Origin of the sequence: Lonsdalea quercina subsp. quercina (assembly GCF_000688695.1) — a bacterium.
GTDB lineage: Bacteria > Pseudomonadota > Gammaproteobacteria > Enterobacterales > Enterobacteriaceae > Lonsdalea > Lonsdalea quercina_D.
In genome coordinates, this window is the sequence record NZ_JIBQ01000015.1 from 113,554 (window position 1) to 137,580 (window position 24,027).

Genomic DNA, 24,027 nt, shown 5'->3' on the forward strand with positions numbered 1-24,027 from the left:
GACCCCACGCCCTCCCTGTGACTTTCCCCCTGTTTNCCGGATAGCGCTTCGGGCGGTAACGCCTGGGGGATCGGCTATTCGATAAAACCTAACTTGAACTGCGGCTTATCGACCAACGACTTGAGTTGCGGGTTCTCCGGGTAAGCGGTGAGCAGAGGGAAGAAGACGGAGCCGCCGATAATACTTCTGCTCTTCGAGTCAGCGGGGCGCAGCCCCCAGACATTCTGATAGGTCATGGGGACATTCTGTCCGTTAATCATAGCGTTACCGATATAAAGCATGATGTGACCGGGAATATAAATCAGCGTGGTGAACGGCTTGCCGTGTTCTTTGAGAGAGCTGATTCGCGTACTGATGTCTTTGTCGGTGAGATCTACCACCCGGCTGGCGGCCTGGATCTGCGCGGCGGAATTTCTGGGCAGGAAGATACCGAAGGGCATCAGCAGGCTGCGCATTTCGGCCGAGCAATCATTATGGAATAGATAATTTCCCCAACCGTAGGGCCTGCCGCTCATTGACTTCATCAGCGTCGCCATATTGCTTGGCGTCATTTTCCACGGCATGGCGGCGAACTCGCTGTCTTGCAGGCGGACCCAGCGGATTTTCGCGCTGCCCTTATCGTCGCTTACCGGCACCGCAACGAGAAAATGCCCTGAGGATTCCTGTCTGAAGGGCAGCACGGTGCCGGGACGGGCCGTGAAGTAATACTGGTCGCCTTGATGGATGGAGACCGGATTTTTAATGATGGCTCCCAGATGTGTGCGAGCTTGTGATGCCCATTGCGTGATGAACGCCTGATCCACGCTGGTGATATCTTCGCTGTGTACCCATCCGGTGACGGTGGGTGACGTGACGTATTTCCAGCGTTTGTCGCGGCTGTCCGTCAGCACGTAGACGGGGGTGCCGGGACGGATAGCGGACATCTGTAAATTGTCGAAGGGGTAGCCCTGTCCGGCCAGGCGAGGATTGCTGTAAGCAGGAAGCGCCGTCGGAAGCACTCTGACCAGCGTTTCCCGGACGGCGATCCCCCGGCGGGAAGCCTGATAAACCGCATCAATGCGAGTATCCGCGTTGTGCCTTATCTCCGCCTTCCAGCGGTCTGAATGGACTCTGAAGTTTTCACCCCAATATTGGCTCTGGGGGCTGAGAAACGAGTTTATGTTGATGTCGCGGTCTCGTTCCGCGCCTTTCTTCAGGGTGGCAGCGATGTAATGGAGGTTCCAGGGCGATTTTTCGTCTGTCCCCATCCCGAAATAACGGGACTTCAGGTCGGAAAAATAGCGCTGTTGAGTGGCGTCATCGATGACAGGCGTGTGGGCGTTCTCTGCATCGGGAGGGAGCCACTTGTCGACGGACTGGGAGTAGCCGTCCAGCGGAAAAATCGTTTTGGTTGGGTCAATATAGCCGGGGTTCGCGTCGTTCGGGGTGAGGGCGTCATGACCTCCCGGTCGGATTGGCGCGGTATGACATGCGGATAACAGCAATGGGAAAATCAGGTACAGGGGTTTTAGGCGGCAGAATATGTGTTTATTTTTCATCTGGATATCCCTTCGTCATGGGCTCACTCTGCCCGTAACACGATGATGCCCGGTTTGGCATGCGCGTATTCCATCAACGGAGTGTCGACGACTTTTTGGTTGGCGCTCAGCGAGGAGGCGTTCCTGAACCACACTTGTCCGTCGTGCCTGATGACAATGCCCACATGCGTGACATCCAGCCCCTCGAGCTGTGTATAGATGCCGACGTAATCGCCGGTTTTCAGGTTATCCAGCACCTGTTGATTGATCGCGTTCCCCGGAATGTAATGGATCTGGCGTGGCGTGATGCCGAGACCTGGCACGTACTCTTCGCCGTTGGGTTTGCGGTTAAGCTGCTTTTCCGTCAGGACAGACTCCTGACTGATTTCCGTCGTGACGTCGCGGGCGTTGGGCGAAGAGGTGGCAGACCAGTCGGAGAAGAAGTGCCGGCGGCTCAGGTATTCCACGTCGTGGTTGACGTAGCGAGTCTGGACCAGTTGGTTCAGGAAAGAGGTTTGGTCGTGGCTACGGCTAAGCGCTTCGACGTAATCCAACAGCGTGAAGCAGTCCACGCCGTTAAAATTGGCGACAAGCGCTTCGGGCGTATCCACGCCGCCAATTAACGTTTCGGCTTGATAAGGCGTGTCCAGAAAAGCCGACGATATATGGCCGATAATTTCACCGTGGCGCTCACGTGCGGAGGGGTGAACCACCGACTGAATAATCTGATCCACTTTTCCTGCGGTGACGCCGTCCATTTCGATGCGATAGGGGGATGAATTCGGTGATGTACAGGCCGTCTGATGCTCAGGCGTCGGCACGGCAGGAGTGGCTGTGATTTTCATCGTGGTTCCTTCATCAGGTGGAATAGAGTTCCAGATTTACCAGAACTTTCCGTCATGGTGGTCACTAAACGTCCGTGGTTGAATATTGGTTAAGAAAATGACATCAGCCGGTTACTCAACGTGCGCGCGGGCGTCGAGGCGTATTGACGAGGCTGTGTGACGCTGAGGGAATACGGCATTACCTCGACCCCGTTTTCAGCCCGCATCGCGGGCGCTCAGCAACGGTGAAGCGTTGGTCATTGTCCGACGGCCTCGCTCTTCCGTCAGGCGATTTTGGCGACGGGCAGTTCGTTCCAGCGTGTTGTATAGGCGGGCGACAGCATCTCTCTTTTCATCTGCCATGTCGGGGAGATACCCTGACCGGCGAACCAGACTTTGCCCGTTCCGGCGTGATTAATTTTATCGATCACGTTCATCAGCGCCGTGCTGTTGGGGCGGGGCGGATTGTCATCGAAGAGATGCAGCTGGGTGCGGTGCAGCGGCGAAAAATCGTTGAGCATGACGCCGGCTTTCATATAGCGCGGCCCTTCCTTCCAGATTCTCTCCAGACCGCGCACGGCGGCGGCCATGATATCCCGCGTATCTTGCGTGCCCGACAGCAGCTGTTCGCTGGCGCTGTTGGCGTAGTAAATTTCATTGTGCGCGTGGGGCGACGAACGGATGAAGATAGCGACCTGCCGGCAGAGCTGCTTCTCTGCGCGCAGCTTTTCCGCAGCGCGTTCCGCATAGCGGCAAACGGCCTGATGCATATCCTCCAACCGGGTGATTCGAACGCCGAAAGAGCGGCTGCAGACGATCTGCTCCTTCGTCGGCGCCTCCTCCTCAAATTCGATGCAGGGGTCGCCGCGCAGTTCGCGGACGGTGCGCTCCATCACCACGCTGAAGTGCTTGCGGATAAACGACGTCGGCGCGCGCGCCAGATCGAGCGCGGTGGTGATACCCAGCGTGTGCAGCCTGCGCGTCGTTCTTCTGCCGACGCCCCAGACATCCTCCACGGGGGTGAGCGACATGAGCTTTTGCAGCCTGATCGGGTGCGTGAGCGCCACGATGCCACCGGTCGCCGGATAGCGCTTGGCGGCGTGGTTGCACAGCTTGGCCAGCGTTTTGGTTTTCGCCATTCCCACGCCGACGGTCAGGCCCGTGGCGGCATAAACCGCTTCTCTGACCTGCCGTCCAAACTGTTCAAACGACAAGGCGACATCAATGCCCGTGATGTCCATCCACGCTTCATCGATGCTGTAGACCTCGACGCGCGGTGCCAGCGTTTCCAGCGTGGTCATGACTCTGGCGCTGAGATCGGCGTAGAGCGCATAGTTTGAGGTGAAGACGGACACCTGCTGTTCCTGCAGCCACTGCCGCATCTTAAAATAGGGCATCGCCATCGGAATCCCCAGCCGCTTGGCTTCCGCGTTACGCGCGATCACGCAGCCGTCGTTATTGGACAGCACCACCACCGGCTTGCCCTTCAGGTCAGGGCGAAACACGGTTTCGCAGGAGGCGTAAAACGAATTGACGTCGGCCAGCGCAAACATAATTACCTCTGCAGACTATGAATGATGTGCGCCACCACGCCGAAGATCTCCAGCGCGTTGGGGTCGGGATAGAGCGGGGCATAGGCCGGGTTCATGGGCAGCAGCGCCAGCCGGGGTTTCAGCGCCAGCGTCTTCACCGTGAATTCACCGTCGATCGCCGCGATGATCACATCGCCATGAGAGGCGGTGATCGAGCGGTCGACGACCAGCAGATCGCCGTCATGGATGCCGACATCAACCATCGATTCGCCGCTGGCGCGCACAAAATAGGTTGCGCTGGGGTGTTTGATCAGGAGTTCGTTCAAATCCAGCGACTTTTCGACGTAGTCCTGTGCCGGAGAAGGAAAGCCTGCTGCGCAATGGTCGCTGAATAAGGGAAGAACGATTTTAGGGGGATCCAACCGCGGAAGGAGCAAACGGTATGAACGCATGAAAGCCTCTTTAACTGGTTTTTTATACAGTATAATCACACCTCACACGGCTTGTGTAGATATTCCTTTTTCTTTAATCGACGTCGAGTTGATGCCGTGCTGATTTAAAAAGATTTTTTATTTCGATGGCGGACGAGGAGTCAGGGATATCGTCACCGTCGGTGTATTCACCAACAGGTTATATGATCCTGCTAAGTGGATAGCGGATCGGCGGCGTTATTTTATTGTCCCCCTATGAGTGCGATAAATAAGTCTGTTCATGGCTTTTTAATCAAATGGCGGCGATCGCTGGCGATGAAAAAAGCCCAGTACGATTATTTTATTCGCAATAGAGTCATGATGATATCGCCTTTTTAGGGGGGTTGCAGCTGGATTGTTTTATGGTGGCATATTGCGGCTTTTAACGACAATTGACGGCATTTTTCGCCATTATTTTATGTTTTTTCTTTTGGGTTTTTCGAGGGTTTTATCGGCATCATCAATAAAGACATCAAGGCCAGATCGTTAATTGATTTTCCTCTTTAACATAAGTCTCCTATGTATTGTTGAATAGGACTATGTAGCACTATTAACTATTACAGCAGGTTGATTGTCTCATCTGTGAATTCCTGGGTGATTAAAAAGGTCTTTTTATTCCTTTTTCCCCTCTTAAATAAAAACGGCATCCTGCCTTTCAACCTTGATACCGATCAGTTCGCTTGATTTAAGACGCAAGAAATTAAAGGGCAACGGATGTCGTGGGTATTTTATGAGGGAGTGAAATATCGCAGACTGATTATTCGTTTCCTCGCGTTGCGTCATTGAACCTCCTACTGATAAATGGAACAATCCCGCGCACCAAGGCAGGCGTACGCCGCTAAATAGAGGAAAAAAACATGCGTAAAATACACTGGATGGCGTTGATTCTGGGATTTTTTATGACGACGGCGGTGTGTGCCGCCACGGAGGCTCCGCGTCCGCCGGTCGGCGACCGCGTAGTGGCTTACAGCGGCGAGCAAGGCGTTAAGGTCTGGACGCTGCGCTATGGCGAACGTGCCGCCAATCAGGCGTTGGTGCAGATCGATGGCATCGATCACGACTGGAAAATGCGTATCCAGAAGATGGACGTTGAGAAAACCAGCAAAGATACGCGTTACTCGACGCAGGTTGATGGAAAAAAATTCGTCGTACTGATTGTTCGCAGCGGTTATGGGGAACTGTACCTGCCGGGCGAAGCGCAGGAGATAATGGTCGGCTATGACGATACGCTGTCACAGTCCGGCAATGCGCAGTACTTCCTGACGGATTATCTGCAGCAAGGCGCGGCGCAATAATCTCTGAACGGCGCTACCGGCGGATCTGAGGTAGCGCCATCGCTGTTTCTCCTTCCCTTCGCCTTGTTGGCGGGGTTCCCGTCTGACGAGAAGCCGTAGCGGCAAAGCGCTACTGCCCGGCCTGCATGATTTTCGGCAAGTTCAGCTCAATCCAATCCGCCAATTGAATAACGCGCTCGTAGACCTCGCGGCCGAGCGGCGTGAGCGAGTACTCCGTATGCGGCGGAACGACGGGCAGCATGTTACGGTGCACGAATCCATCCTGCTCAAACATCTGCAGCGTCTGAGCCAGCATCTTTTCGCTAATCCCGCTAATTTTCCTGCGCAGCTCGCTGAAACGCAGCGTGTCCTCGTCCAAGGCGATCAGCACCAGAATGCCCCAGCGGCTGGCAATATGTTGCAGTACATCCCGCGAAGGGCAGTTGGCGTCCAGCAATTTTCCGTAGCGAATGTCTTCATGATCGGGGCCGAATTCAGGGCTTCTTTGGGGGCGCATCACATTTCCTGCTAAAAATTTTAAGCTTACCAAAAGGTAAGTACTTACTAAAAGAGAGTGCATCCATTATAGTCCTCCTTGTCTACGAAGTGCATGTTTATTCTATGCTGTGTAGGCATGGCGGGAGTCCCGCGTGCCGACACCTTAAACGGAGGTCATTATGATTGCAGTAACAGGTGCAACAGGTCAGTTAGGTCGTCTAGTCATTGAAGCATTGCTGAAAAAAGTCCCGGCGGATCAGATTGTCGCCGCGGTTCGCAACCCATCGAAAGCGCAGGACCTGGCCGATCGCGGCGTGCTTGTGCGTCAGGCGGATTACAATCAGCCCGCCACGCTCGCCACGGCATTTCAGGGCGTGGACAAACTGCTGCTGATCTCCTCCAGTGAAGTGGGCCAGCGCACTGCTCAGCATCGTGCGGTGATTGACGCCGCTAAAGTCGCGGAAGTTGGGCTGATCGCCTACACCAGCCTGCTGCGTGCGGATACCTCGCCGCTGATGCTGGGCGAAGAACACCGCCAGACGGAAGCTGCACTGAAGGCATCCGGCGTGCCTTTCGTCTTGCTGCGCAACGGCTGGTATACCGAAAACTACGCCGCCAGCATTGCCCCGGCTTTGGCGCATGACGCCTATATCGGCTCGGCAGGAGAAGGACGCATCGCATCGGCGACGCGTGCGGATTACGCACAGGCGGCGGCGGTCGTGTTGCTGAGCGACGATCAGGCGGGGAAAGTCTATGAACTGGCAGGCGACGACAGCTATACGCTGGCGGAGTTTGCGGCGGAAATTTCAAGTCAGTCTGGAAAAACGGTGGGTTATGTCAATCTGCCGGTCGCCGAGTTTGCGAATGCGCTTAAGGGCGCAGGCTTACCGGAAGGTCTGGCCGATGTGCTGGCCGACTCCGACGCGGGTGCCGCCAAAGGCGCGCTGTTTGATGACAGTAAAACGCTGAGCCGCCTGCTGGGACGCCCGACAGCGTCCTACCAAAAAGTGATCGCCGACACGCTGGCGTCGCTGTAATACAAACGACCCCGCCTTCTCGTGGAGAAGCGCGGGGTCGCATCAATCACCACGGCACTCGCCGCGGCGCATGACCTCCCTCAATCTGGGTAGCATTAAATGTGGGTGCCGAGCGCAATACAGCCTGTCAGCATCAGCACGGCAGCCGTGCCGCTCAACCAGAAAAGACCTTTCATTGAATCTCCAGTGCGTTTAGTCAACGTAGATTTGGACGATCGCAGCAACACGTTCGCTTAAAATAACGAGACACAGCCCGTCAGCATCAATACCGATGCGATACAGCTCAATAGCATGACCCCTTTCATAATCTCTCCTTCATTAAATGAATGCCGTAGTGTGATTGCTCTTATAAATATACCGTACAGTACGGTTCATTTATGGGCTGACATCACTCCACTGTCAAGCCACTACGCGGGCTTTGCCACGTTTTGCTTAAGGCCGGGGTCGGTTTTGGCGTTTTTCGCTAACGTCCAGGGCGCGCGGCGGGTGAACCAGAATAGAATGGGCGATGATATCTAACTGAATTAATTGAATAAAAAATAAAAACTCAGATCGGTATTGGCATGGCGGCGAGGGTTGACCGGTAAAAGAGTGATCTGAGTCATGAAAAGCAGGAGGGCACAGCCGTAATATAAAAACCTATATAACGATATATATCAAAAGGATAAACCATGTTCTCAAGCGCCGACGCCTGCCCAAAGTGATTATCACGCTTCCTTCAGTTCACATCCTTAACCCAAGCGCTATCGACAACCAACCGGCCAGACCACGCGGCCGCTAACGACGAGCGCGCTCTCCAGCGGCCAGACCCCTATCGTGAACAGGCAGGAACAGCCTTGTGCTGTTGTTGCGTGGATGCACGGGGAATGCCTCCTTACCTGCCTTGTTTTTCGGTGCCGCGCAGGATAGGCGAGAGAGCTGACGCAACATCTGTGAAATTTCGCTGTCTCATAGCCAACTAACGTTATCCTGAGTCCATCAGTGATGGATGTGCATTGGAGCATCACGGATGGGCTGGACGTGGGGGGCGAGTCAATGCCGTCCCCCTTTGAACAACGGATATTGCGCAGTAATCTGCACCGCGTTGATGCGCCTGAGTGTGGCCTTCGTCGCAGAAAACGTCGGGGGCGACGCCGTCAGCGGAGCTGGAAAAATGAAACGGATATCTCATCGTTATTGAGTTGGAGAGGGCATCTGTCCCTCGGCTACGACAAGACCTTTATCATGGAAAAGAAAGATGACGGATAAACAGCGCGAAGTGCTTCCTGAAACTTACCGGGCATGGACCTGGCATGACGGCACAGATCCTCGCGATCTGATTCTCGAACACATTCCCTTACCGCCGCCGGCGGCCGATCAGGTGCTGGTACGCAACGTCGTGATTGGCCTGAATCCCGTGGATTGGAAGGTGCTGGGCGTGGAGAGACTCGGTTGGCAGCCGGGGAAAGTGTCGGGCGTCGACGGCGCGGGCGTCGTGGTGGCGGTCGGCGAGGATGTGTCCGACCGCTGGCTGGGACAGCGTGTCGCCTATCACCAAAATTTGCAGTCTCCCGGCAGCTTTGCCGAGTACGCGCCCGTCGATATGCGCGCACTGCTGCNCCTGCCTCAATCGTTGGATTTCGCCATTGCCGCCAGCGTTCCTTGCCCGGCGCTCACCGCGTGGCTGGCGTTGGATAAACTGCCGCCGCAGGCGGGGCAGCGGGTGTTGATTAGCGGCGCGGGCGGGGCCGTTGGGCACTATCTGGTGCAGCTGGCCGCCGCCTATGGATTCAACGTAACCGCCATGAGCCATTCCCGCCACTGGGAACGGCTGCGGACGCTGGGTGCGAAGGATTGCGTCGCGAGCGATCTGGCCGACGATCCCGAGTGGATGAGCGAGAACGCTGGCTTCTTTGCCGTCATCGACAGCGTGAGCGCCGATCACGCCGAGCGCTTATCTCCGATGCTGCAAGCGAATGGTCATCTGGTCTGCATTCAGGACCGCGTTGCGAACTGGCCTTGCGCCCCGTTTGGACGTGCCATCTCCCTGCATGAAGTGGCGCTGGGCGCGCTGCATCAGTTCGGGGATGAAGCTGCGTGGGCGCGGTTGACGGCGGCGGGCGAACTGCTGCTGATCGATCTAGCGGAAGAGCGGCTGCAGGCAGAGTCTCGGGTGGTCCGTGATTTTTCCGAGTTGCCGCTGCTGCTGGACGAATTGCGCCACCGCTCATTTTCCGGCAAGCCGCTGGTGCGGGTGTGATCCTGTACTGAGGAAAAGACAGACCCAGTCAGCCATTGTGTTGAGTTCAGTGAACATCGACGGCATGACTGATTGCCCTAAGCGTCAGCAACAATTGCTGACGCCGAATCCCCTAAATCACGCGCTTTACGTTGTAAGTGGGGTAAAGCGCGCTGTTCGGCGCAAAGGGGGAGATCTGAGCCTCTTCATCTCATCAATCTGGAATACAGACTCTGAGGCGATGCCCGTCGGGGTCAAGTGCCACAAATGTTTTACCGAATACCGCCTGTTTGGGTTCCTGTTCAATTTGAACGCCGAAGGTTATCCATCGCTGGTATAGCTCATCGACCACCTGGATGTTTTCAACCATAAAACTGATTTCCGTTCGGTTACCCTCTCCACATGATGCAAAATCATGCGCGTTTGTTGACCACAATCCCAGGTTAAGGCCATTGTCGAAAGAGAAAGCAGCCCAGGTGGGAAGCACCACGTCTGGCTCTTTATCAAATAATTTTTGATAAAACTTGCTGCTTATCGGCGGGTTAGAAACATAAAGAATAAACAAATTAGGTATCATTGCGAGTACGTCTCCTTAATCTCACAGAGACATCACTATGGCAGGGAGCAATGACAATTTATGTCAGTATCCGGACCCAAGCGCGCCGAGCGCCTATTGAGTCTCTTGCAAATTCTGCATCGACATCGCTATCCAGTCAGTGGCAGCAGACTAGCTGAAGAACTTTCAGTCAGCCTTCGCACACTTTATCGTGATATTGCATCGCTACGTTCGCAGGGAGCCGATATTCAAGGGGAAGCGGGCACAGGATATATCCTCTCTTCGGGTTACCTTTTACCACCCATGATGTTCACGCCTGAGCAACTGGATGCGCTGGCGTTAGGCCTGCGCTGGGTCTCTGTTTATGGTGATGCGGATATTGCAAACGCTGCTTCGGAGGTTGCCGGGAAAGTCATACAAAGCATACCGCCGCAACTGCACGCTATATTCGAAAACTCGACGTTGCTGGTTGGAAAGGCCGAATCCATTAAAAAAGGCCATCAGAATATGATTCCGCTGCGAAGTGCTATCAGGAGAAGATTAAAAGTCCAAGCGTGCTATAAAGACCGTTTGGGTAATGATACTGAAAGAATTCTATGGCCTTTTGCATTGGGTTACTTTTCAGGCGAAGTTATCCTCGCAGCCTGGTGTGAAATGCGTGACGATTTTCGTCATTTCAATGTGGAACAATTACGTTCTCTTAAACTTCTTGATGCGGGTTATCCTTATTCTCGGCAAAAGTTGCTCAGCATGTGGCGTATCGCAAAGCGAGATATTCTTGATGAAATGGGCTGAGCTGAGGTGCAACTCCAAACGACAGAACGTTTATCTGACTTAAACAGAAAGTCTATTTTTGATCATGGTAGCCTTTGGGAACTATTTTTAGGGAGAAGATCAGATGTCACTGGGGATGCTGAAAAATCGCATAGAGTGGTCTGATTAGCTGACCTTAATCCGAAGCCAGTTAAACAATTTGAGTCGGAGGGCGAGTGCAAGGACCAGATCCAACAAATAAGCATCCCATGCAGGGATTTCCGCAGGTTTGTTTCATCAAAAATACGGTGACCAATCCAAATATTATTATTGGTGATTTCACCTATTACGATGATCCAGAAGACTCCGAGGATTTTGAACGCAATGTTCTCTACCATTTTCCTTTCATCGGCGACAAGCTGATTATCGGTAAGTTTTGCGCAATCGCAAAAGGCGTTCAATTCATCATGAATGGTGCAAATCATAAATTATCGGGTTTCTCTTCCTTCCCATTTTATATTTTTGGGAATGGTTGGGAAAAGGCCACGCCACAGCCTGGAGATTTACCGTACAAAGGCGATACGATTATCGGGAACGATGTCTGGATAGGGTACAAAGCGCTTATCATGCCGGGTGTGAAGATTGGCGATGGCGCTATTATTTCCTCTATGGCTGTTGTCACTACAGACGTGCCCGCATATACCATAGTTGGTGGTAATCCTGCAAAAGTGATTAAGAAACGATTTTCAGATGAAATAGTCGCTGAGCTGGAGCAATTAGCGTGGTGGGACTGGTCTGTAGAAAAGATCACTAGGCACCTCACGGCAATAATGTCTAATGACATTAAAGCGCTTCGTACGTCCGAGTAATCTGAACTGGCATGAGCGAGAGAATAACGTCGGCTCCTTTTGAAGTTCACCATGTGCCCTTTATTTTGGCTGCTATGTGCCAACAGCGGACGCACAAGGCGGGTGCGTCCTTTTCTTAAGCTACATCGGGCTCTTATATGGGGAATGAGAATTTTTGAAACGCGGTTGTTCATGCTTCGGACTGTAAGTTCTTGCATCATCATCTATCACAACTTTACTTCCAAGAATATCTCTAGCCTCTCCTAACGACCACACAGTCGAAAGATCATTAGTCAAATTTCGATAGAGAGCGCGAAAACCTCTGGGTTTTTTAAGATTATATAAAAACTCAGGAACTTTAACTCTGAAGTTAAAGGCTGGTAGTTTTGGAAGAGAATTAAGAGCTGCAACAGTGTTGTAAACATGTACAAGCTTAGTTACAGGTACACCTTGTCTAGTCTTAAGTCCATACTTAATTCGCATATCATTTGATTCTTTTGAAATTTCAGTAAGTAATGAACCTACTGACTTATTAGCTTGAGGCAATTCATTTTCATCAAACAAGCGCCTTATATCCCGCATTTTCTCACGAGCCCTAATAAATTCGTTATTGTTCCTTATGTTATAAGCCGCCTCAACAATACAACTTGGATCACCAGTTTCTTTTGCGAGCCATGCCGAAAATAAAGGAAGCGAAGTTGCAGTTGCTACTGCTTTACCACCAGATTGAATATCAATTAAATCATGACTTAGCGAAGTGGAAAAATGTTCCACGATATGTTTAGCATAGTCAAAACCATACTGACAGTTTTGGCTTAAATATGTTTGTTGATACGCCTGACGTAATGGGTATAAAAAAGTATCTGCTTGAAGGTGCTTAGCTGTGAGGGAATAAAATACTGATCGATTAGCCAGCCATACAAGTGAGGCAACGAATGCCTTGATTACATCTGCTGCTTCACCAGCAGATGTACCATCACCCCATCTTGCTCCGGGAACTTTGTAGCCCTTGCGAATAGGGTTACCAAATCGATCGAGGAGTTCAACATCGCCACTTGTTCTATTACCAGACTCAGTAGCATCCCCTAGTTCTGAAAAAATGGCGGCAGCTATATTACCATATTTTTCAAACTCCTTACCTCCATCAGAGAGATTCTTCAGTGTTAGATGATAAACACTTGAACTAATGTCCCATGTACATATGATATGTGTCTGAAGAAGTTCAATTAGTTTTTTAAAATCGTCATTAACAAATGTTCCGCCTCTAATTTTAGGTTGTAATACATCAGCGATTCTTTTTGCTTCACTTTCAATTGCATCCAGACCATATTGTGCTTTATCAAGAAATGATATCTCTTTGAAATTTGAAATCCTACCTTCACGATACTCTGGAATATAATCATCCACCGCGATCATACGATCATAGAACAAAATTGACTGTATATAGTTCTCGAAAGCGATTATATCTGTATCTACCGAGTCCTTCGATTTGGTTTTGACAAGCCCCTCGATTCTTTGGACTGCAGTTAGAGTTGAATTATCAATCAGTGCGTATGTCATTTAAATTCCTTAAATAAACAAAACCAGTAATGATCACCCAAAAAAACCAATAATCTTATTTCATTGAAATCAATTTTTTACCATATATCATTTTATACACGCTAGAAAAGTGATCGCTGAAAATGGTATTTACCACATTATCAGAGTTTCCATCGAAGATAACCGAAATCTTTCTCGGTAGCAGATATCGTAAGATTGGCCGCTCCTCGCTCAAAGCGGACTTCCAATAGCCCATCGCCAAATCAAAAGAACACAATCCCCAAACACGCCTTTAATTAATACTTCCAGTCGTTGACGAATATTCTCCAACCTTGCTTTCAGCCGTCGCCAATTTTGCCGAATAAGAAGATCAAGGCTGACCTAGCGTCCTCCCATCCGCCCGCAACGGCAACATCCCCCAAAGAAACTCGCCGGTTTTCTCGTTTCACCGGACCGACTGGCGCGAAGCGCTCCACGAGTTAAAATAAATGTAAAAGTTTCGATCGATTGAGAAAAACATCGGTTAAGGTGTGGGTAAATCACCGTCAAAAGGATGTCGTCATGCAGAACCAAGGGCGTTTTTCGAATGTGCAAATTGCATTGCACTGGGCCGTCTTTCTTCTTCTTATTGTTACCTATGCGACCGTCGAGCTGCGGGGGCTGGCGCCGAGAGGGTCGCTAACGCGTCAGCTGGTGATGGCGACGCACTTCAGCTGTGGCGTCACCGTGCTGGTGCTGATGGTGGCGCGCATTTACTTTCGCATCAAATACGCTTCTCCGCCGATTGTCCCGCCAGCGCCCAAGTGGCAGCACTTTCTGGCGAACCTGACGCACATTCTGATTTACGCGCTGTTCGTGGCGTTGCCGGTGCTGGCCGTCAGCTCACGCTACCTTCGTGGACAGGACTGGGCGCTGTTCGGCATCGGTATGCCGGTCGCGGCCACGCCGAATCCCGATCTGGCGGTGTCGTTGATTCAGACGCATGAAACGCTGGCTCCGCTCGGCTACTGGCTGATTGGGCTACATGCGGCGGCCGCGTTGTTCCACTACTACTTCATGCGCGATAACACCATGCTGCGCATGATGCCCTCGAAGAAAGATCGCACCTCCGCCTAATCTCCTCTCAGGCGGCTGATTTAACGAATGCAGTGAAAACCGTTTATTCAGCCGCCGATAGGACTATCCTCTATTTATGCATGGCAAAATGAGGATGTGGGCCGATGGAATTCAAAGATTATTATGCCTTGCTGGGGGTTGAGCCCTCAGACGATATCAAGGCCATAAAGGCAGCGTATCGGAAGCTGGCGCGGAAATATCATCCCGACGTCAGCACCGAGCCGGATGCGGCGGAAAAGTTCAAGAGCGTGGCGGAAGCCTACGAAGTCCTTAAAGACAGTGAACGCCGCGCGGAATACGACCAAATCAGACTGCACCGTCACGATCCCCACTTCAACGATTCGCCCTTTTCTCAATCTCAATCTCGCTCCGCAGGCGGCCAGGAATGGCACAACAGCGGCGACTTCTCCGACTTCTTCGAATCTGTTTTCGGTCATCAGGCACAGCCGCGATCCGCCGGTCGGGCGTCTCAAGGGCAGCGTGGGCAGGATGTTGAAATGGAGCTGCCGCTATTCCTGGAAGAAACCCTGAAAGAGCAAAGCCGCACCATCTCCTATCAGCTACCGGTTCACGATGCGTTTGGTCGCGTGGTGGACGAGGTCACGAAAAAACTGAACGTCAAAATCCCGGCGGGCGTGGGTGACGGCGAGCGGATCCGCCTCAAACATCAGGGTGTGGCGGGGATTAACGGCGGGGCGAATGGCGATCTCTATCTGATCATTCGGTTGGCGCCGCATCCGCTGTTCGATATTGACGGTCAGAATCTGCAAATCGTCGTCCCGCTGGCGCCCTGGGAAGCGGCGTTGGGCGCGAACATCGAAATGCCGACGCTATCGGGGCGCATTACCCTCNCCGTCCCGGCAGGCAGTCAGACCGGCCAGCGCCTGCGCATCAAAGGAAAAGGGCTGGTCAGCAAAAAAGGCGCGGGCGACCTCTATGCCGTGCTGAAAGTTGTGATGCCGCCAAAACCGGATGAATCCACGGCTGCGATCTGGACTTCGTTAGCGGAAAAAGCGGCCTTTAATCCTCGGACAGTATGGGAGTAATGCTATGGATGATATCGACGTCACCTTCACCGTGATCGAGGTGTGCCAGATCGTCGGGCTCTCCAGAGATGAACTCAGCGAAGTGGTTGCGCTGGGGGTCATCGCACCTCAGGAAGAGAGCAGCATGCAGTGGCGCTTTGATGCCTATGCACTGAGCCAACTGCGGCGAGCGCGACGTTTGCGCTACGAGCTGGATATTGACTGGCCGGGTATTGCCATGACGCTGTCGCTGCTGGATAAAATGGAGCGCCTCAATCAGGAAAATCAGCGGCTGCGCCGACAGCTGGAGCGCTTTATACCCCGCCATTAATGCTTCCCAACACAGGCTGCGCGTATCGCGACAGGACGCGCGGCCATGTCTGACCAAACAGTCCGTCCTCCTGATATTTATCCTGCCGACCCCACCTATTTCCGGCCTGACGCTGGCGTGATCCGGCGATGCCAATGCGTTGCGGGGGCGTCCTCATGCCTTGTACCCCTCTCAACCCTTGCTTTCATTGGTCCGTGTTGTGAGTCGGACCTCCCAACGAAAGTGCCGTGCCTCAATTTGGTGCAACTCATGTTCTGGCGTGGTGCGTGACGACGGTCGAGATCGATTTTCATGCTCGCTATTAGTGCAAGCGAGAGGAGGGGATGAGGCGTCAAATTAAAATAATTTCTTTTCTCTTTTTTTGAATAAGTTTTCCGCCAATCGGGGATTTTACGAAGAATTCTTTTTGACTTTAAGTTTGAATTCAAGATGAGTGCATAATTATGCATTTGTAATTGGTTGTTTTTAAGAAAAAAAATGCTCTTATGCATCATTTATTCATTTCTGGCACGATGCCTGCTCTCACTCCTGTCATCGATATCTTTTTTCTCGCTGATCTCTGGCGACAATCATCGCGCTGCGGGATTGATTTCTATGTATTCATTTGAAAATAAAATATTTTTTCAATCGAACTTGGGTAATGAGAAAGCGCGTCTCTTTGTCATTATTTTCTCTTAAACGCTCTTTGAGATCGAAACGATGGATGAGAGCTCACGTCGGTGAACCGCCGACCGAGATGGGGCCACGATGAAACATTCAGCAAAAATAACGCGTCAGGATTTTGATGAACGTATGGTGCCGGTGTATTCCCCCGCCGGGTTCATTCTGGATCGAGGGGAAGGCTCGCGCCTGTGGGACAACCAGGGCAAAGAGTATGTCGATTTTGCCGGCGGCATTGCCGTCAACGCGTTGGGGCACTGTCACCCGGTTGCGGTAGAAGCGCTGACGCAGCAAGCATCGAAGCTGTGGCATATCGGCAATGGCTATACCCATGAGCCGGTCCTACAACTGGCCGGTCAGCTTATCGATGCCACGTTCGCGGACAAAGTGTTCTTTTGCAATTCCGGCGCGGAAGCGAACGAGGCGGCATTAAAGCTGGCGCGCAAATATGCGCACGATCGGGGCACGCCGGATAAAAACCGCATTATCGCGTTCAACAACGCCTTCCACGGCCGCACGCTGTTTACCGTCAGCGCGGGCGGGCAGCCCAAATATTCGAAAGATTTCGCGCCGTTGCCGGGCGCGATCGAACATTTGCCTTTCAACGATCTGGCGGCGGCGGAAGCGGGTATTGATGCACAGACCTGCGCCGTCATCATCGAGCCGATTCAAGGCGAAGGCGGCATTATCCCGGCGGATCCGGCCTTCCTGCGCGGTCTGCGCGAACTGTGCGATCGCCACGGCGCGCTGCTGATTTTCGACGAGGTGCAGACCGGCGTTGGCCGTACCGGTTCGCTGTACGCCTACATGCAGTATGACGTTGTGCCGGACGTGCTGACCACGGCTAAGGCGCTGGGCGGCGGTTTCCCGATTGCCGCGATGCTGACCACCGATGCGCTGGCCGCCACGCTGTCCGTCGGTACGCACGGAACGACCTACGGCGGTAACCCGCTGGCGACGGCGGTGGCCAGCGCCGTTTTCCGCACCATCAATACGCCGGATGTGCTGGAAGGCGTTCAGCGTCGGCACACGCTTTTCGTTGAACGCCTACGGCAGATCGACGAGCGGCACGGCATCTTCGCAGACATCCGCGGACGCGGCCTGCTGCTGGGATGCCAGCTCAACGCCGACTACGCGGGCAAAGCCAAGGCGCTGACCCAACTGGCGGCGGAAGAGGGCTTGATTGCGTTGATCGCCGGTCCGGACGTGGTGCGTTTCGCCCCGTCGCTGGTCATTCCGGAACCTGATATTGAGGAAGGGTTACAGCGCTTTGAGCGCGCCATCGCACGTTTTCGGGGATGAATACGGCGCAAGGACAGAGAAAGAGAGGTTGATATGACAATGATGATGATTCGCCCCGTCGCGCATCGCGACCTGCCTGACCTGATGGCGCTGGCGCAGAAGTCCGGTGTCGGTCTGACCACGCTGCCGCATAACGAAGCGATTTTATCCGCCCGCATTTCCCGGGCGCAGAAAACCTGGCAGGGCGAGCTGCCGAAAAGCGAGCAGGGATACCTGTTTGTGCTGGAAGACGTTTCCTGCGGCCGGGTGGTCGGCGTCAGCGCGCTGGAAGTCGCGGTCGGGCTGACCGAGCCCTGGTACAACTTTCGCCTCGGCACGCTGGTGCACGCGTCCAAAGCGTTGAACGTCTACAAGGCGATGCCGACGCTGTCTCTGAGCCACGACCATACCGGCTGCAGCGAGCTGTGCACGCTCTTTCTTGACCCGGACTACCGCCACAGCCAGAACGGCAAACTGCTATCCAAAATGCGCTTTCTGTTTATGGCCGCCTTCCGCGAACACTTCTCCGAGCGGGTGATCGCCGAAATGCGCGGCTACTCCGATGAGAACGGCCGCTCGCCGTTCTGGGAAGGCGTCGGCAGCCACTTCTTCTCTATCGATTTTGCTCAGGCCGACTACCTCAGCGGCATCGGTCAAAAAGAGTTCATCGCCGAGCTGATGCCGAAACATCCGCTGTACGTGGACTTTCTGGACCAAGCCGCCCGCGACGCCATCGGCCGCGTGCATCCGCATACCGCGCCGGCGCGCCGACTCTTGGAGGCTGAAGGGCTGAGCTATCGCGGTTATGTCGATATTTTTGACGGCGGGTCGACGCTGGAAGCGAACATCGACGATCTGCGGGCGGTGAAAGACAGCCAGTTAAAAGCCGTGGAGATCGACGATCGTGCGGCGGACAGCAACGCGACGGTGTGTCTGGTGGCTAACGATAACTACCGTCACTACCGCGCCATGCGGGTTCTGGCCGATCTGTCTCAGGACACGCTGAGGCTGGATGCCGCGACGGCCGATGCCCTATGTCTTAAACATGGCGAACTGGCCCGCGTCATACCGCTCAACGTTGAGGAGAAACACTGATGTCACATCCTGCTCTGTATATCAACGGCGCCTGGCGAGAAGGGCGCGGGGCGTCATTCGAGAAAACCGATCCGCTGGATGGTCAGCCGCTATGGCAGGGCGCGGCCGCCGATGCGGGGGATGTCGACGACGCCTGCGCGGCGGCACGGACGGCCTTTCCGGCGTGGGCCCGCTTGTCGCTGGCTCAGCGGACCGAGATCATCCAGCGTTTTGCTCAGTTACTGGAGGCGCACAAACCGCAGCTGGCGGCGGTTATTAGCCGCGAGACCAGCAAGCCGCGCTGGGAAACGCTGACTGAAGTTCAGGCGATGATTGGTAAGGTCGCTATCTCGCTGCGCGCCTACGAACAGCGCACAGGCGAAAGCGTGACCCCGATGGCGGACGGCGCTGCGTCGTTACGCCATCGTCCGCACGGCGTGCTGGCGGTCTTCGGTCCTTATAACTTCCCCGGCCACTTGCCGAACGGACATATCGTCCCGGCGCTGTTGGCGGGCAACTGCGTGGTGTTCAAGCCCAGCGAGCTGACCCCGCATACGGCGGAAGAGACGGTGAAACTGTGGCACGAGGCCGGTCTGCCAGCGGGCGTTTTGAATCTGGTGCAGGGCGGTCGCGCCACCGGCGAAGCGCTGGCCGGACACGGACAAACGGACGGACTGCTGTTCACGGGCAGCGCCCACACCGGTTATCTCCTGCATCGTCAGTTGGCGGGGCAGCCCGAGAAAATCATTGCGTTGGAAATGGGCGGCAACAACGCGCTGATTGTGGAGGATTTTGCGGATCGTGATGCGGCGGTCAATCTCGCCATCCAGTCCGCCTTTGTCTCCGCTGGACAGCGCTGTACCTGCGCGCGTCGTCTGCTGGTCAAACGCGGAGCCGAGGGCGACGCGTTCCTGCGACGTTTCATCCAGGTCGCGCGGACATTGCGCATCGGTCGCTGGGATGCGGAGCCGCAGCCGTTTATGGGCGGTGTCATTTCTGCGGCGGCGGCCGATGCCCTGATGACAGCGCAACAAACTTTGCTAGCCGCAGGAGGGAAAGCGCTGCTGCCGATGACGCGCCCGGAAACGAACAACGCGCTGCTAACGCCGGGCATTCTGGATATTACCGAGGCGACCAACCTGCCGGATGAAGAGTTGTTCGGCCCGCTGGTCTGCGTCATTCGCTACGACGATTTCGACGAGGCCCTGCGTCTCGCCAATGCGACGCGGTACGGTCTGGCGACGGGGCTGGTGTCGACGCGACGCGCGTTGTTCGACCGCCTGTTGCTGGAAGCGCGCGCGGGTATCGTCAACTGGAACAAGCCGCTGACCGGCGCCTCCAGCGCCGCGCCGTTCGGCGGCGTGGGCGCATCGGGCAACCACCGCGCCAGCGCGTTTTACGCCGCAGACTATTGCGCGTGGCCGATGGCCTCGCTGGAAAGCGAAACGCTGTCTTTGCCCACGGCGCTATCGCCGGGCGTCTCGTTTGACGAGTCTGATGCCTGATCGGCCGCCCCGCTCACGGCGCGTCGCGAGCGGGGCCACACCNCCACTTTCTGTTTTCCGGAGTCAACATGCGTGGATATGAAATCAATTTCGATGGGCTGGTGGGGCTGACGCACCACTATGCGGGGCTGTCATTCGGCAACGAGGCCTCGACTCAGCATCAGAATAGCCTCTCTAATCCGAAGCTGGCGGCGAAGCAGGGGCTGCTGAAGATGAAAACGTTGGCGGATCTCGGCTATCCGCAGGCGGTATTGCCGCCGCAGGAGCGCCCGCACATTCCGACGTTGCGTCGTCTCGGCTTCAGCGGCAGCGACGAAAACGTGCTGGCGCAGGCCATGCGCGACTCGCCCCGTCTGCTCTCCTCGCTCAGCTCCGCGTCCTCCATGTGGACGGCGAACGCCGCCACGGTATCGCCTTCGGCGGACAGCGCGGATGGCCGTGTCCATTTCACCGCCGCCAACCTGAACAACAAGTTCCATCGGGCGATCGAAGCGCCGACGACGTCCGCCATTCTGCGGGCCATTTTCCGTGACGAGGCGCATTTCGTGCATCACGAAGCGCTGCCTCAGGTGGCGCTGCTGGGCGACGAGGGCGCCGCCAACCACAACCGATTGGGCGGCGACTATGCCAGCCGCGGCGTGCAGGTGTTTGTCTATGGGCAGCACTATTACGGGACCGAGCCGGGACCGCAGCGCTATCCGGCGCGCCAGACCCGCGAAGCCAGCGAGGCTATCGCGCGTCTGCATCAGCTTGACCCACAGTCTACGGCGTTCGTACAGCAGAACCCGGCGGTCATCGACCAAGGCGTGTTCCACAATGACGTGATCGCCGTCAGCAATCAGCAGGTGTTGTTCCATCATCAGCTTGCGTTTCTGCATCAGGCGCAGGCGCTGGACGAGATCCGCCGCAAGATGGCGCACATCGAGCAGGAGTTGATGGCGATCGAAGTGCCGGAAAACAGGGTGTCGGTGAAGGATGCGGTGGCAACCTACCTGTTCAACAGCCAGATCCTGACCCGCGAAAACGGCCGCATGACGATAGTGGTGCCGGAAGAGTCGCGCAGCCATCGCGGCGTGTGGAGCTATTTGAGCGAAATGGCGGCGTCCGGCGGCCCGATCGACGATATCCAGGTGTTCGATCTGCGCGAAAGTATGCGTAATGGGGGCGGTCCGGCGTGCCTGCGGCTGCGCGTGGCGCTGACCGACGAGGAGCGTCAGGCGGTCAATCCGCAGGTGATGATGAACGATGCCCTGTTTGACACGCTGAATCAGTGGGTTGACCGCTACTATCGCGACCGGCTGAGCGCGGGCGATCTGGCCGACCCGCAGCTGCTGCGGGAAGGGCGCGAAGCGCTGGACGCATTAACGTCGATCCTCGGACTTGGCGCCGTCTACGAATTTCAACGGTAAGGAGNGCGGCGCATGAACGACTTTTTAGCGCTGACGCTGCGCGGCGAGCGGCCGTCGACAACCGCAGGCGAGACCGCCGCACTGCACTGGTGCTGGCGGGATGAAGGCGTGCTGGAGCTGACTCCTCGCGCAGGCTACCGCCGGGCGGTGGTGCTCTCGGCGGGCGTCCACGGCAACGAAACGGCGCCGATTGAACTGCTCGATGCGCTGGTCGGCGACCTGCTGGCGGGGCGCTTGAATTTGGGCGTGCGGCTGCTGGCGGTCTTGGGCAATCCGGCGGCGATACGGGTGGGGAAACGCTATCTCCACAGCGATATGAACCGCATGTTCGGTGGTCGTCATGCCCAGTTCGCGCCGGGGGAAGACACGACCCGCGCGCGCCGTCTGGAGCCGCTGCTGGCCGCTTTCTTCGAGGCGGATGCGCCGGAACGCGGCATAGAACGGCATCACTACGATCTGCATACGGCTATCCGTGAGTCGCTGCTGCCGCGTTTCGGTGTGTTGCCTTACCAGCCGCGGCCATACAGCCCGGCGCTGCTGGCGGCGCTGGCGGGGGCGGAGTTGGACGCGCTGGTGGTGCACAGCGAGCCGGGCGGCACCTTCAGCCACTTCAGCAGCGAACATTTTCAGGCGGAGAGCTGCACGCTGGAGCTGGGGAAGGCGCGGCCGTTCGGCCAAAACGATCTCGGGCAGTTTTCCGCGATCGATTGCGTGCTGCGGGCACTGGTGAGCGCAGTGGATATTCCGCCGCGCACCGGCGAGCCGCTGCGGGTGTTCGGCGTGGATAGCTCGCTGATCAAGCGCAGCGACGACTTTCAGCTGTTTCTGGCGGACGACACGCCGAACTTCACCCGCATCGATCACGGCACGCTGCTGTGTGAGCAGGCGGGAGAAAGCTATCGGGTCCAACCTCGTCACGCGTGGATTTTGTTTCCCAATCCGAACGTGGCGTTGGGTTTGCGGGCGGGACTTGTCCTGACCGAACGCGAGTGGGACAGCCTGAGCGCGCCGTTCTGATCGCGGAACGTCCTTACGCTGTGCTGCGCGCCGCTTGAGTCAATGCCGGGGAGAGCATCGACAGAGTGGCGTGTTAAGCGCCTTGTGCGCGGCAACAGCCACACATCCAATAACAGAGAGAGGACGACGAATGTTGCAGGGATACAATAAATTGATCTTCGAAGGCACGCTGGTGACGATCGCGCTGGCGCTAAGTTCGGTGCTGCTGGCCGTGATCATCGGCCTCCTCGGCGCGAGCGGCAAGCTCTCGCGCATCCGTCCGCTCGCCGCGGCGCTCAACGCCTACACCACGCTGATTCGCGGCGTGCCGGATTTGGTGCTGATGCTGCTGATTTTCTATGGGCTGCAAATCACGCTCAACCACGTGACGGAGTCTCTGGGCATGTCCCAAATCGATATCGACCCGCTCTCGGCGGGCGTGATCACGCTGGCCGTCATCTACGGCGCTTACTTCACCGAGACGTTTCGCGGCGCTTTTATGGCTGTTCCGCGCGGACAGATTGAGGCGGCGCAGGCCTATGGCTTCAGCGGGATGCAGGTTTTCCGCCGCGTGATGTTCCCCGCCATGATGCGTTTCGCCCTGCCCAGCATTGGCAACAACTGGATGATTATTCTTAAAGCGACGGCGCTGGTGTCCATTCTGGGACTGCACGATGTGGTCAAAGCGACTCAGTTGGCTGGTAAAGGCACTTGGCAGCCGTTCTTCTACACCCTGATGGCCGGGGCGATCTATCTGCTGCTGACCACCGTTTCCAACGGCGTCTTGCTGTGGCTGGAGCGGCGTTACTCTCTGGGTGTAAAGAGGGCCGAACTATGATCGAGATCCTGCAACAGTATTGGCAGCCGCTGCTGTGGAGTGACGGCTATCGGATCACCGGTCTGGCGATCACGCTGTGGCTGCTAATCGTGTCCGTGCTGCTGGGCGGCCTGCTGGCGTTGCCGCTGGCGATGGCCCGGGTTTCTTCGTCGCGCTGGCTGAGTTTTCCCGCCTGGCTCTACAGCTATATTTTTCGCGGTACGCCGCTCTACGTTCAGCTGTTGGTGATTTACACCGGCGTCTACAGCCTCGAAGCGGTGCGCGGCACTGAGGTGCTCAACGCCTTTTTCCGCAGCGGGATGAACTGCACGATTTTGGCGCTGGTGCTGAATACCTGCGCCTACAGTTCGGAAATTTTCGCGGGCGGTATCCGCGCGGTGCCGCATGGCGAGGTGGAAGCGGCGAAGGCGTATGGTTTCTCGCGCGCCAAGATGTATCGCAGCATCATCCTGCCGTCCGCGCTGCGTATTGCGCTGCCGGCCTACGGCAACGAAGTGATTATGATGCTGCACTCCACCGCGCTGGCGTTTACCGCCACGGTGCCGGATCTGCTGAAAGTGGCGCGTGATATCAACGCCGCCACCTATCAGCCTTTCTATGCTTTCGGCCTTGCCGCCGTGCTCTACCTGGCCGTTTCCTACGGCCTGATTCGCCTGTTCCGCAAAGCGGAAAAACGCTGGCTGATCCATCTCAAACCTTAATCATCCGCGCTGGATAGCAGGAGAA

At 55.5% G+C, this 24,027-nt stretch carries 22 protein-coding genes; 15 read left to right on the forward strand and 7 right to left on the reverse strand.

Annotation, left to right across the window (positions count from 1 at the left end; genetic code table 11):
- Positions 1-74: 74 nt before the first annotated feature.
- The 4 genes from SB13_RS14340 to umuD form a co-directional block, all read right to left on the reverse strand.
- Positions 75-1,538 carry an SH3 domain-containing C40 family peptidase gene (locus SB13_RS14340; RefSeq protein ID WP_026741015.1) on the reverse strand — a complete coding sequence of 488 codons (1,464 nt, stop codon included), beginning with the start codon at positions 1,536-1,538 and terminating at the stop codon, positions 75-77.
- A 23-nt stretch (positions 1,539-1,561) separates the two neighbouring features.
- The gene (locus SB13_RS14345; protein ID WP_026741016.1) at positions 1,562-2,362 is read right to left on the reverse strand and encodes a DUF1460 domain-containing protein; all 801 of its coding nucleotides are present in this window, start codon (positions 2,360-2,362) and stop codon (positions 1,562-1,564) included.
- A 263-nt stretch (positions 2,363-2,625) separates the two neighbouring features.
- Positions 2,626-3,894 carry a translesion error-prone DNA polymerase V subunit UmuC gene (gene umuC, locus SB13_RS14350; protein ID WP_026741017.1) on the reverse strand — a complete coding sequence of 423 codons (1,269 nt, stop codon included), beginning with the start codon at positions 3,892-3,894 and terminating at the stop codon, positions 2,626-2,628.
- 2 nt (positions 3,895-3,896) lie between these two features.
- Positions 3,897-4,325 carry a translesion error-prone DNA polymerase V autoproteolytic subunit gene (umuD, locus tag SB13_RS14355; protein WP_051619115.1) on the reverse strand — a complete coding sequence of 143 codons (429 nt, stop codon included), beginning with the start codon at positions 4,323-4,325 and terminating at the stop codon, positions 3,897-3,899.
- 875 nt (positions 4,326-5,200) lie between these two features.
- Between umuD and SB13_RS14360 the strand changes: the two genes are divergently transcribed.
- The gene (locus tag SB13_RS14360) at positions 5,201-5,638 is read left to right on the forward strand and encodes a hypothetical protein (protein WP_026741019.1); all 438 of its coding nucleotides are present in this window, start codon (positions 5,201-5,203) and stop codon (positions 5,636-5,638) included.
- Between the two features lie 109 nt (positions 5,639-5,747).
- On the opposite strand, the gene SB13_RS14365 is transcribed toward SB13_RS14360, so the two are convergent.
- Positions 5,748-6,134 carry a winged helix-turn-helix transcriptional regulator gene (locus tag SB13_RS14365; RefSeq protein WP_051616328.1) on the reverse strand — a complete coding sequence of 129 codons (387 nt, stop codon included), beginning with the start codon at positions 6,132-6,134 and terminating at the stop codon, positions 5,748-5,750.
- Positions 6,135-6,294: 160 nt separating this feature from the next.
- Here SB13_RS14365 and SB13_RS14370 point away from each other — a divergent pair, with 160 nt between their 5' ends.
- Positions 6,295-7,152: an SDR family oxidoreductase gene (locus SB13_RS14370; RefSeq protein WP_026741021.1), complete on the forward strand. Its 858-nt coding sequence runs from the start codon at positions 6,295-6,297 to the stop codon at positions 7,150-7,152.
- A gap of 1,237 nt (positions 7,153-8,389) precedes the next feature.
- Positions 8,390-9,391 carry an alcohol dehydrogenase catalytic domain-containing protein gene (locus SB13_RS14375; protein WP_036151814.1) on the forward strand — a complete coding sequence of 334 codons (1,002 nt, stop codon included), beginning with the start codon at positions 8,390-8,392 and terminating at the stop codon, positions 9,389-9,391.
- Positions 9,392-9,584: 193 nt separating this feature from the next.
- Here SB13_RS14375 and SB13_RS14380 read toward each other — a convergent pair whose 3' ends face one another.
- Complete coding sequence (locus SB13_RS14380; protein ID WP_026741023.1) at positions 9,585-9,947, reverse strand: VOC family protein; 363 nt, start codon at positions 9,945-9,947, stop codon at positions 9,585-9,587.
- Between the two features lie 60 nt (positions 9,948-10,007).
- Between SB13_RS14380 and SB13_RS14385 the strand changes: the two genes are divergently transcribed.
- Both SB13_RS14385 and SB13_RS14390 read left to right on the forward strand, forming a co-directional pair.
- Complete coding sequence (locus SB13_RS14385; RefSeq protein WP_026741024.1) at positions 10,008-10,721, forward strand: helix-turn-helix transcriptional regulator; 714 nt, start codon at positions 10,008-10,010, stop codon at positions 10,719-10,721.
- Positions 10,722-10,915: 194 nt separating this feature from the next.
- A complete protein-coding gene (locus SB13_RS14390) occupies positions 10,916-11,548 on the forward strand; it encodes a Vat family streptogramin A O-acetyltransferase (protein ID WP_026741025.1) in 633 nt (210 codons plus the stop codon).
- 120 nt (positions 11,549-11,668) lie between these two features.
- Here the strand turns inward: SB13_RS14390 and SB13_RS17435 are convergent, their stop codons facing one another.
- Positions 11,669-13,087 carry a hypothetical protein gene (locus tag SB13_RS17435; RefSeq protein WP_072000262.1) on the reverse strand — a complete coding sequence of 473 codons (1,419 nt, stop codon included), beginning with the start codon at positions 13,085-13,087 and terminating at the stop codon, positions 11,669-11,671.
- Positions 13,088-13,627: 540 nt separating this feature from the next.
- Here SB13_RS17435 and cybB point away from each other — a divergent pair.
- From cybB to SB13_RS14445, 10 genes are all read left to right on the forward strand, one after another.
- Positions 13,628-14,182 (forward strand): cytochrome b561, encoded by a 555-nt coding sequence (gene cybB / locus SB13_RS14395; RefSeq protein ID WP_026741027.1) that lies wholly within the window; start codon positions 13,628-13,630, stop codon positions 14,180-14,182.
- A 104-nt stretch (positions 14,183-14,286) separates the two neighbouring features.
- On the forward strand, positions 14,287-15,228 hold the full coding sequence (gene cbpA / locus SB13_RS14400) for a curved DNA-binding protein (RefSeq protein ID WP_026741028.1): 942 nt from the start codon (positions 14,287-14,289) through the stop codon (positions 15,226-15,228).
- 4 nt (positions 15,229-15,232) lie between these two features.
- On the forward strand, positions 15,233-15,538 hold the full coding sequence (locus SB13_RS14405; protein ID WP_026741029.1) for a chaperone modulator CbpM: 306 nt from the start codon (positions 15,233-15,235) through the stop codon (positions 15,536-15,538).
- A gap of 747 nt (positions 15,539-16,285) precedes the next feature.
- Positions 16,286-17,500, forward strand: coding sequence for a bifunctional succinylornithine transaminase/acetylornithine transaminase (locus SB13_RS14415; RefSeq protein WP_026741031.1), 1,215 nt, complete (start codon positions 16,286-16,288; stop codon positions 17,498-17,500).
- A 39-nt stretch (positions 17,501-17,539) separates the two neighbouring features.
- Positions 17,540-18,574, forward strand: a complete 1,035-nt coding sequence (gene astA / locus SB13_RS14420; protein ID WP_026741032.1) for an arginine N-succinyltransferase — start codon at positions 17,540-17,542, stop codon at positions 18,572-18,574.
- Positions 18,574-20,058 (forward strand): succinylglutamate-semialdehyde dehydrogenase, encoded by a 1,485-nt coding sequence (astD, locus tag SB13_RS14425; RefSeq protein ID WP_026741033.1) that lies wholly within the window; start codon positions 18,574-18,576, stop codon positions 20,056-20,058. The genes astA and astD overlap by 1 nt, the downstream gene beginning before the upstream one ends.
- A gap of 68 nt (positions 20,059-20,126) precedes the next feature.
- Positions 20,127-21,467: an N-succinylarginine dihydrolase gene (gene astB / locus SB13_RS14430; RefSeq protein WP_026741034.1), complete on the forward strand. Its 1,341-nt coding sequence runs from the start codon at positions 20,127-20,129 to the stop codon at positions 21,465-21,467.
- 12 nt (positions 21,468-21,479) lie between these two features.
- Positions 21,480-22,484, forward strand: coding sequence for a succinylglutamate desuccinylase (astE, locus tag SB13_RS14435; RefSeq protein ID WP_026741035.1), 1,005 nt, complete (start codon positions 21,480-21,482; stop codon positions 22,482-22,484).
- A 130-nt stretch (positions 22,485-22,614) separates the two neighbouring features.
- Positions 22,615-23,301, forward strand: a complete 687-nt coding sequence (hisQ, locus tag SB13_RS14440; protein WP_026741036.1) for a histidine ABC transporter permease HisQ — start codon at positions 22,615-22,617, stop codon at positions 23,299-23,301.
- Positions 23,298-24,002, forward strand: coding sequence for an ABC transporter permease (locus tag SB13_RS14445; RefSeq protein WP_026741037.1), 705 nt, complete (start codon positions 23,298-23,300; stop codon positions 24,000-24,002). The genes hisQ and SB13_RS14445 overlap by 4 nt, the downstream gene beginning before the upstream one ends.
- Positions 24,003-24,027: the final 25 nt, after the last annotated feature.

Bases quoted from the DNA above. Each gene is read 5' to 3' on its own strand.
- SB13_RS14360 (WP_026741019.1), top strand. From the start codon at position 5,201: ATGCGTAAAATACACTGGATGGCGTTGATTCTGGGATTTTTTATGACG.
- SB13_RS14445 (WP_026741037.1), top strand. From the start codon at position 23,298: ATGATCGAGATCCTGCAACAGTATTGGCAGCCGCTGCTGTGGAGTGAC.
- SB13_RS14385 (WP_026741024.1), top strand. From the start codon at position 10,008: ATGTCAGTATCCGGACCCAAGCGCGCCGAGCGCCTATTGAGTCTCTTG.
- SB13_RS14380 (WP_026741023.1), bottom strand. From the start codon at position 9,947: ATGATACCTAATTTGTTTATTCTTTATGTTTCTAACCCGCCGATAAGC.
- astE (WP_026741035.1), top strand. From the start codon at position 21,480: ATGAACGACTTTTTAGCGCTGACGCTGCGCGGCGAGCGGCCGTCGACA.
- astB (WP_026741034.1), top strand. From the start codon at position 20,127: ATGCGTGGATATGAAATCAATTTCGATGGGCTGGTGGGGCTGACGCAC.
- umuC (WP_026741017.1), bottom strand. From the start codon at position 3,894: ATGTTTGCGCTGGCCGACGTCAATTCGTTTTACGCCTCCTGCGAAACC.
- SB13_RS14415 (WP_026741031.1), top strand. From the start codon at position 16,286: ATGAAACATTCAGCAAAAATAACGCGTCAGGATTTTGATGAACGTATG.
- SB13_RS14370 (WP_026741021.1), top strand. From the start codon at position 6,295: ATGATTGCAGTAACAGGTGCAACAGGTCAGTTAGGTCGTCTAGTCATT.
- cybB (WP_026741027.1), top strand. From the start codon at position 13,628: ATGCAGAACCAAGGGCGTTTTTCGAATGTGCAAATTGCATTGCACTGG.
- SB13_RS14405 (WP_026741029.1), top strand. From the start codon at position 15,233: ATGGATGATATCGACGTCACCTTCACCGTGATCGAGGTGTGCCAGATC.
- hisQ (WP_026741036.1), top strand. From the start codon at position 22,615: ATGTTGCAGGGATACAATAAATTGATCTTCGAAGGCACGCTGGTGACG.
- SB13_RS17435 (WP_072000262.1), bottom strand. From the start codon at position 13,087: ATGACATACGCACTGATTGATAATTCAACTCTAACTGCAGTCCAAAGA.
- SB13_RS14340 (WP_026741015.1), bottom strand. From the start codon at position 1,538: ATGAAAAATAAACACATATTCTGCCGCCTAAAACCCCTGTACCTGATT.
- astD (WP_026741033.1), top strand. From the start codon at position 18,574: ATGTCACATCCTGCTCTGTATATCAACGGCGCCTGGCGAGAAGGGCGC.
- umuD (WP_051619115.1), bottom strand. From the start codon at position 4,325: ATGCGTTCATACCGTTTGCTCCTTCCGCGGTTGGATCCCCCTAAAATC.
- SB13_RS14345 (WP_026741016.1), bottom strand. From the start codon at position 2,362: ATGAAAATCACAGCCACTCCTGCCGTGCCGACGCCTGAGCATCAGACG.
- SB13_RS14365 (WP_051616328.1), bottom strand. From the start codon at position 6,134: ATGCGCCCCCAAAGAAGCCCTGAATTCGGCCCCGATCATGAAGACATT.
- astA (WP_026741032.1), top strand. From the start codon at position 17,540: ATGATGATGATTCGCCCCGTCGCGCATCGCGACCTGCCTGACCTGATG.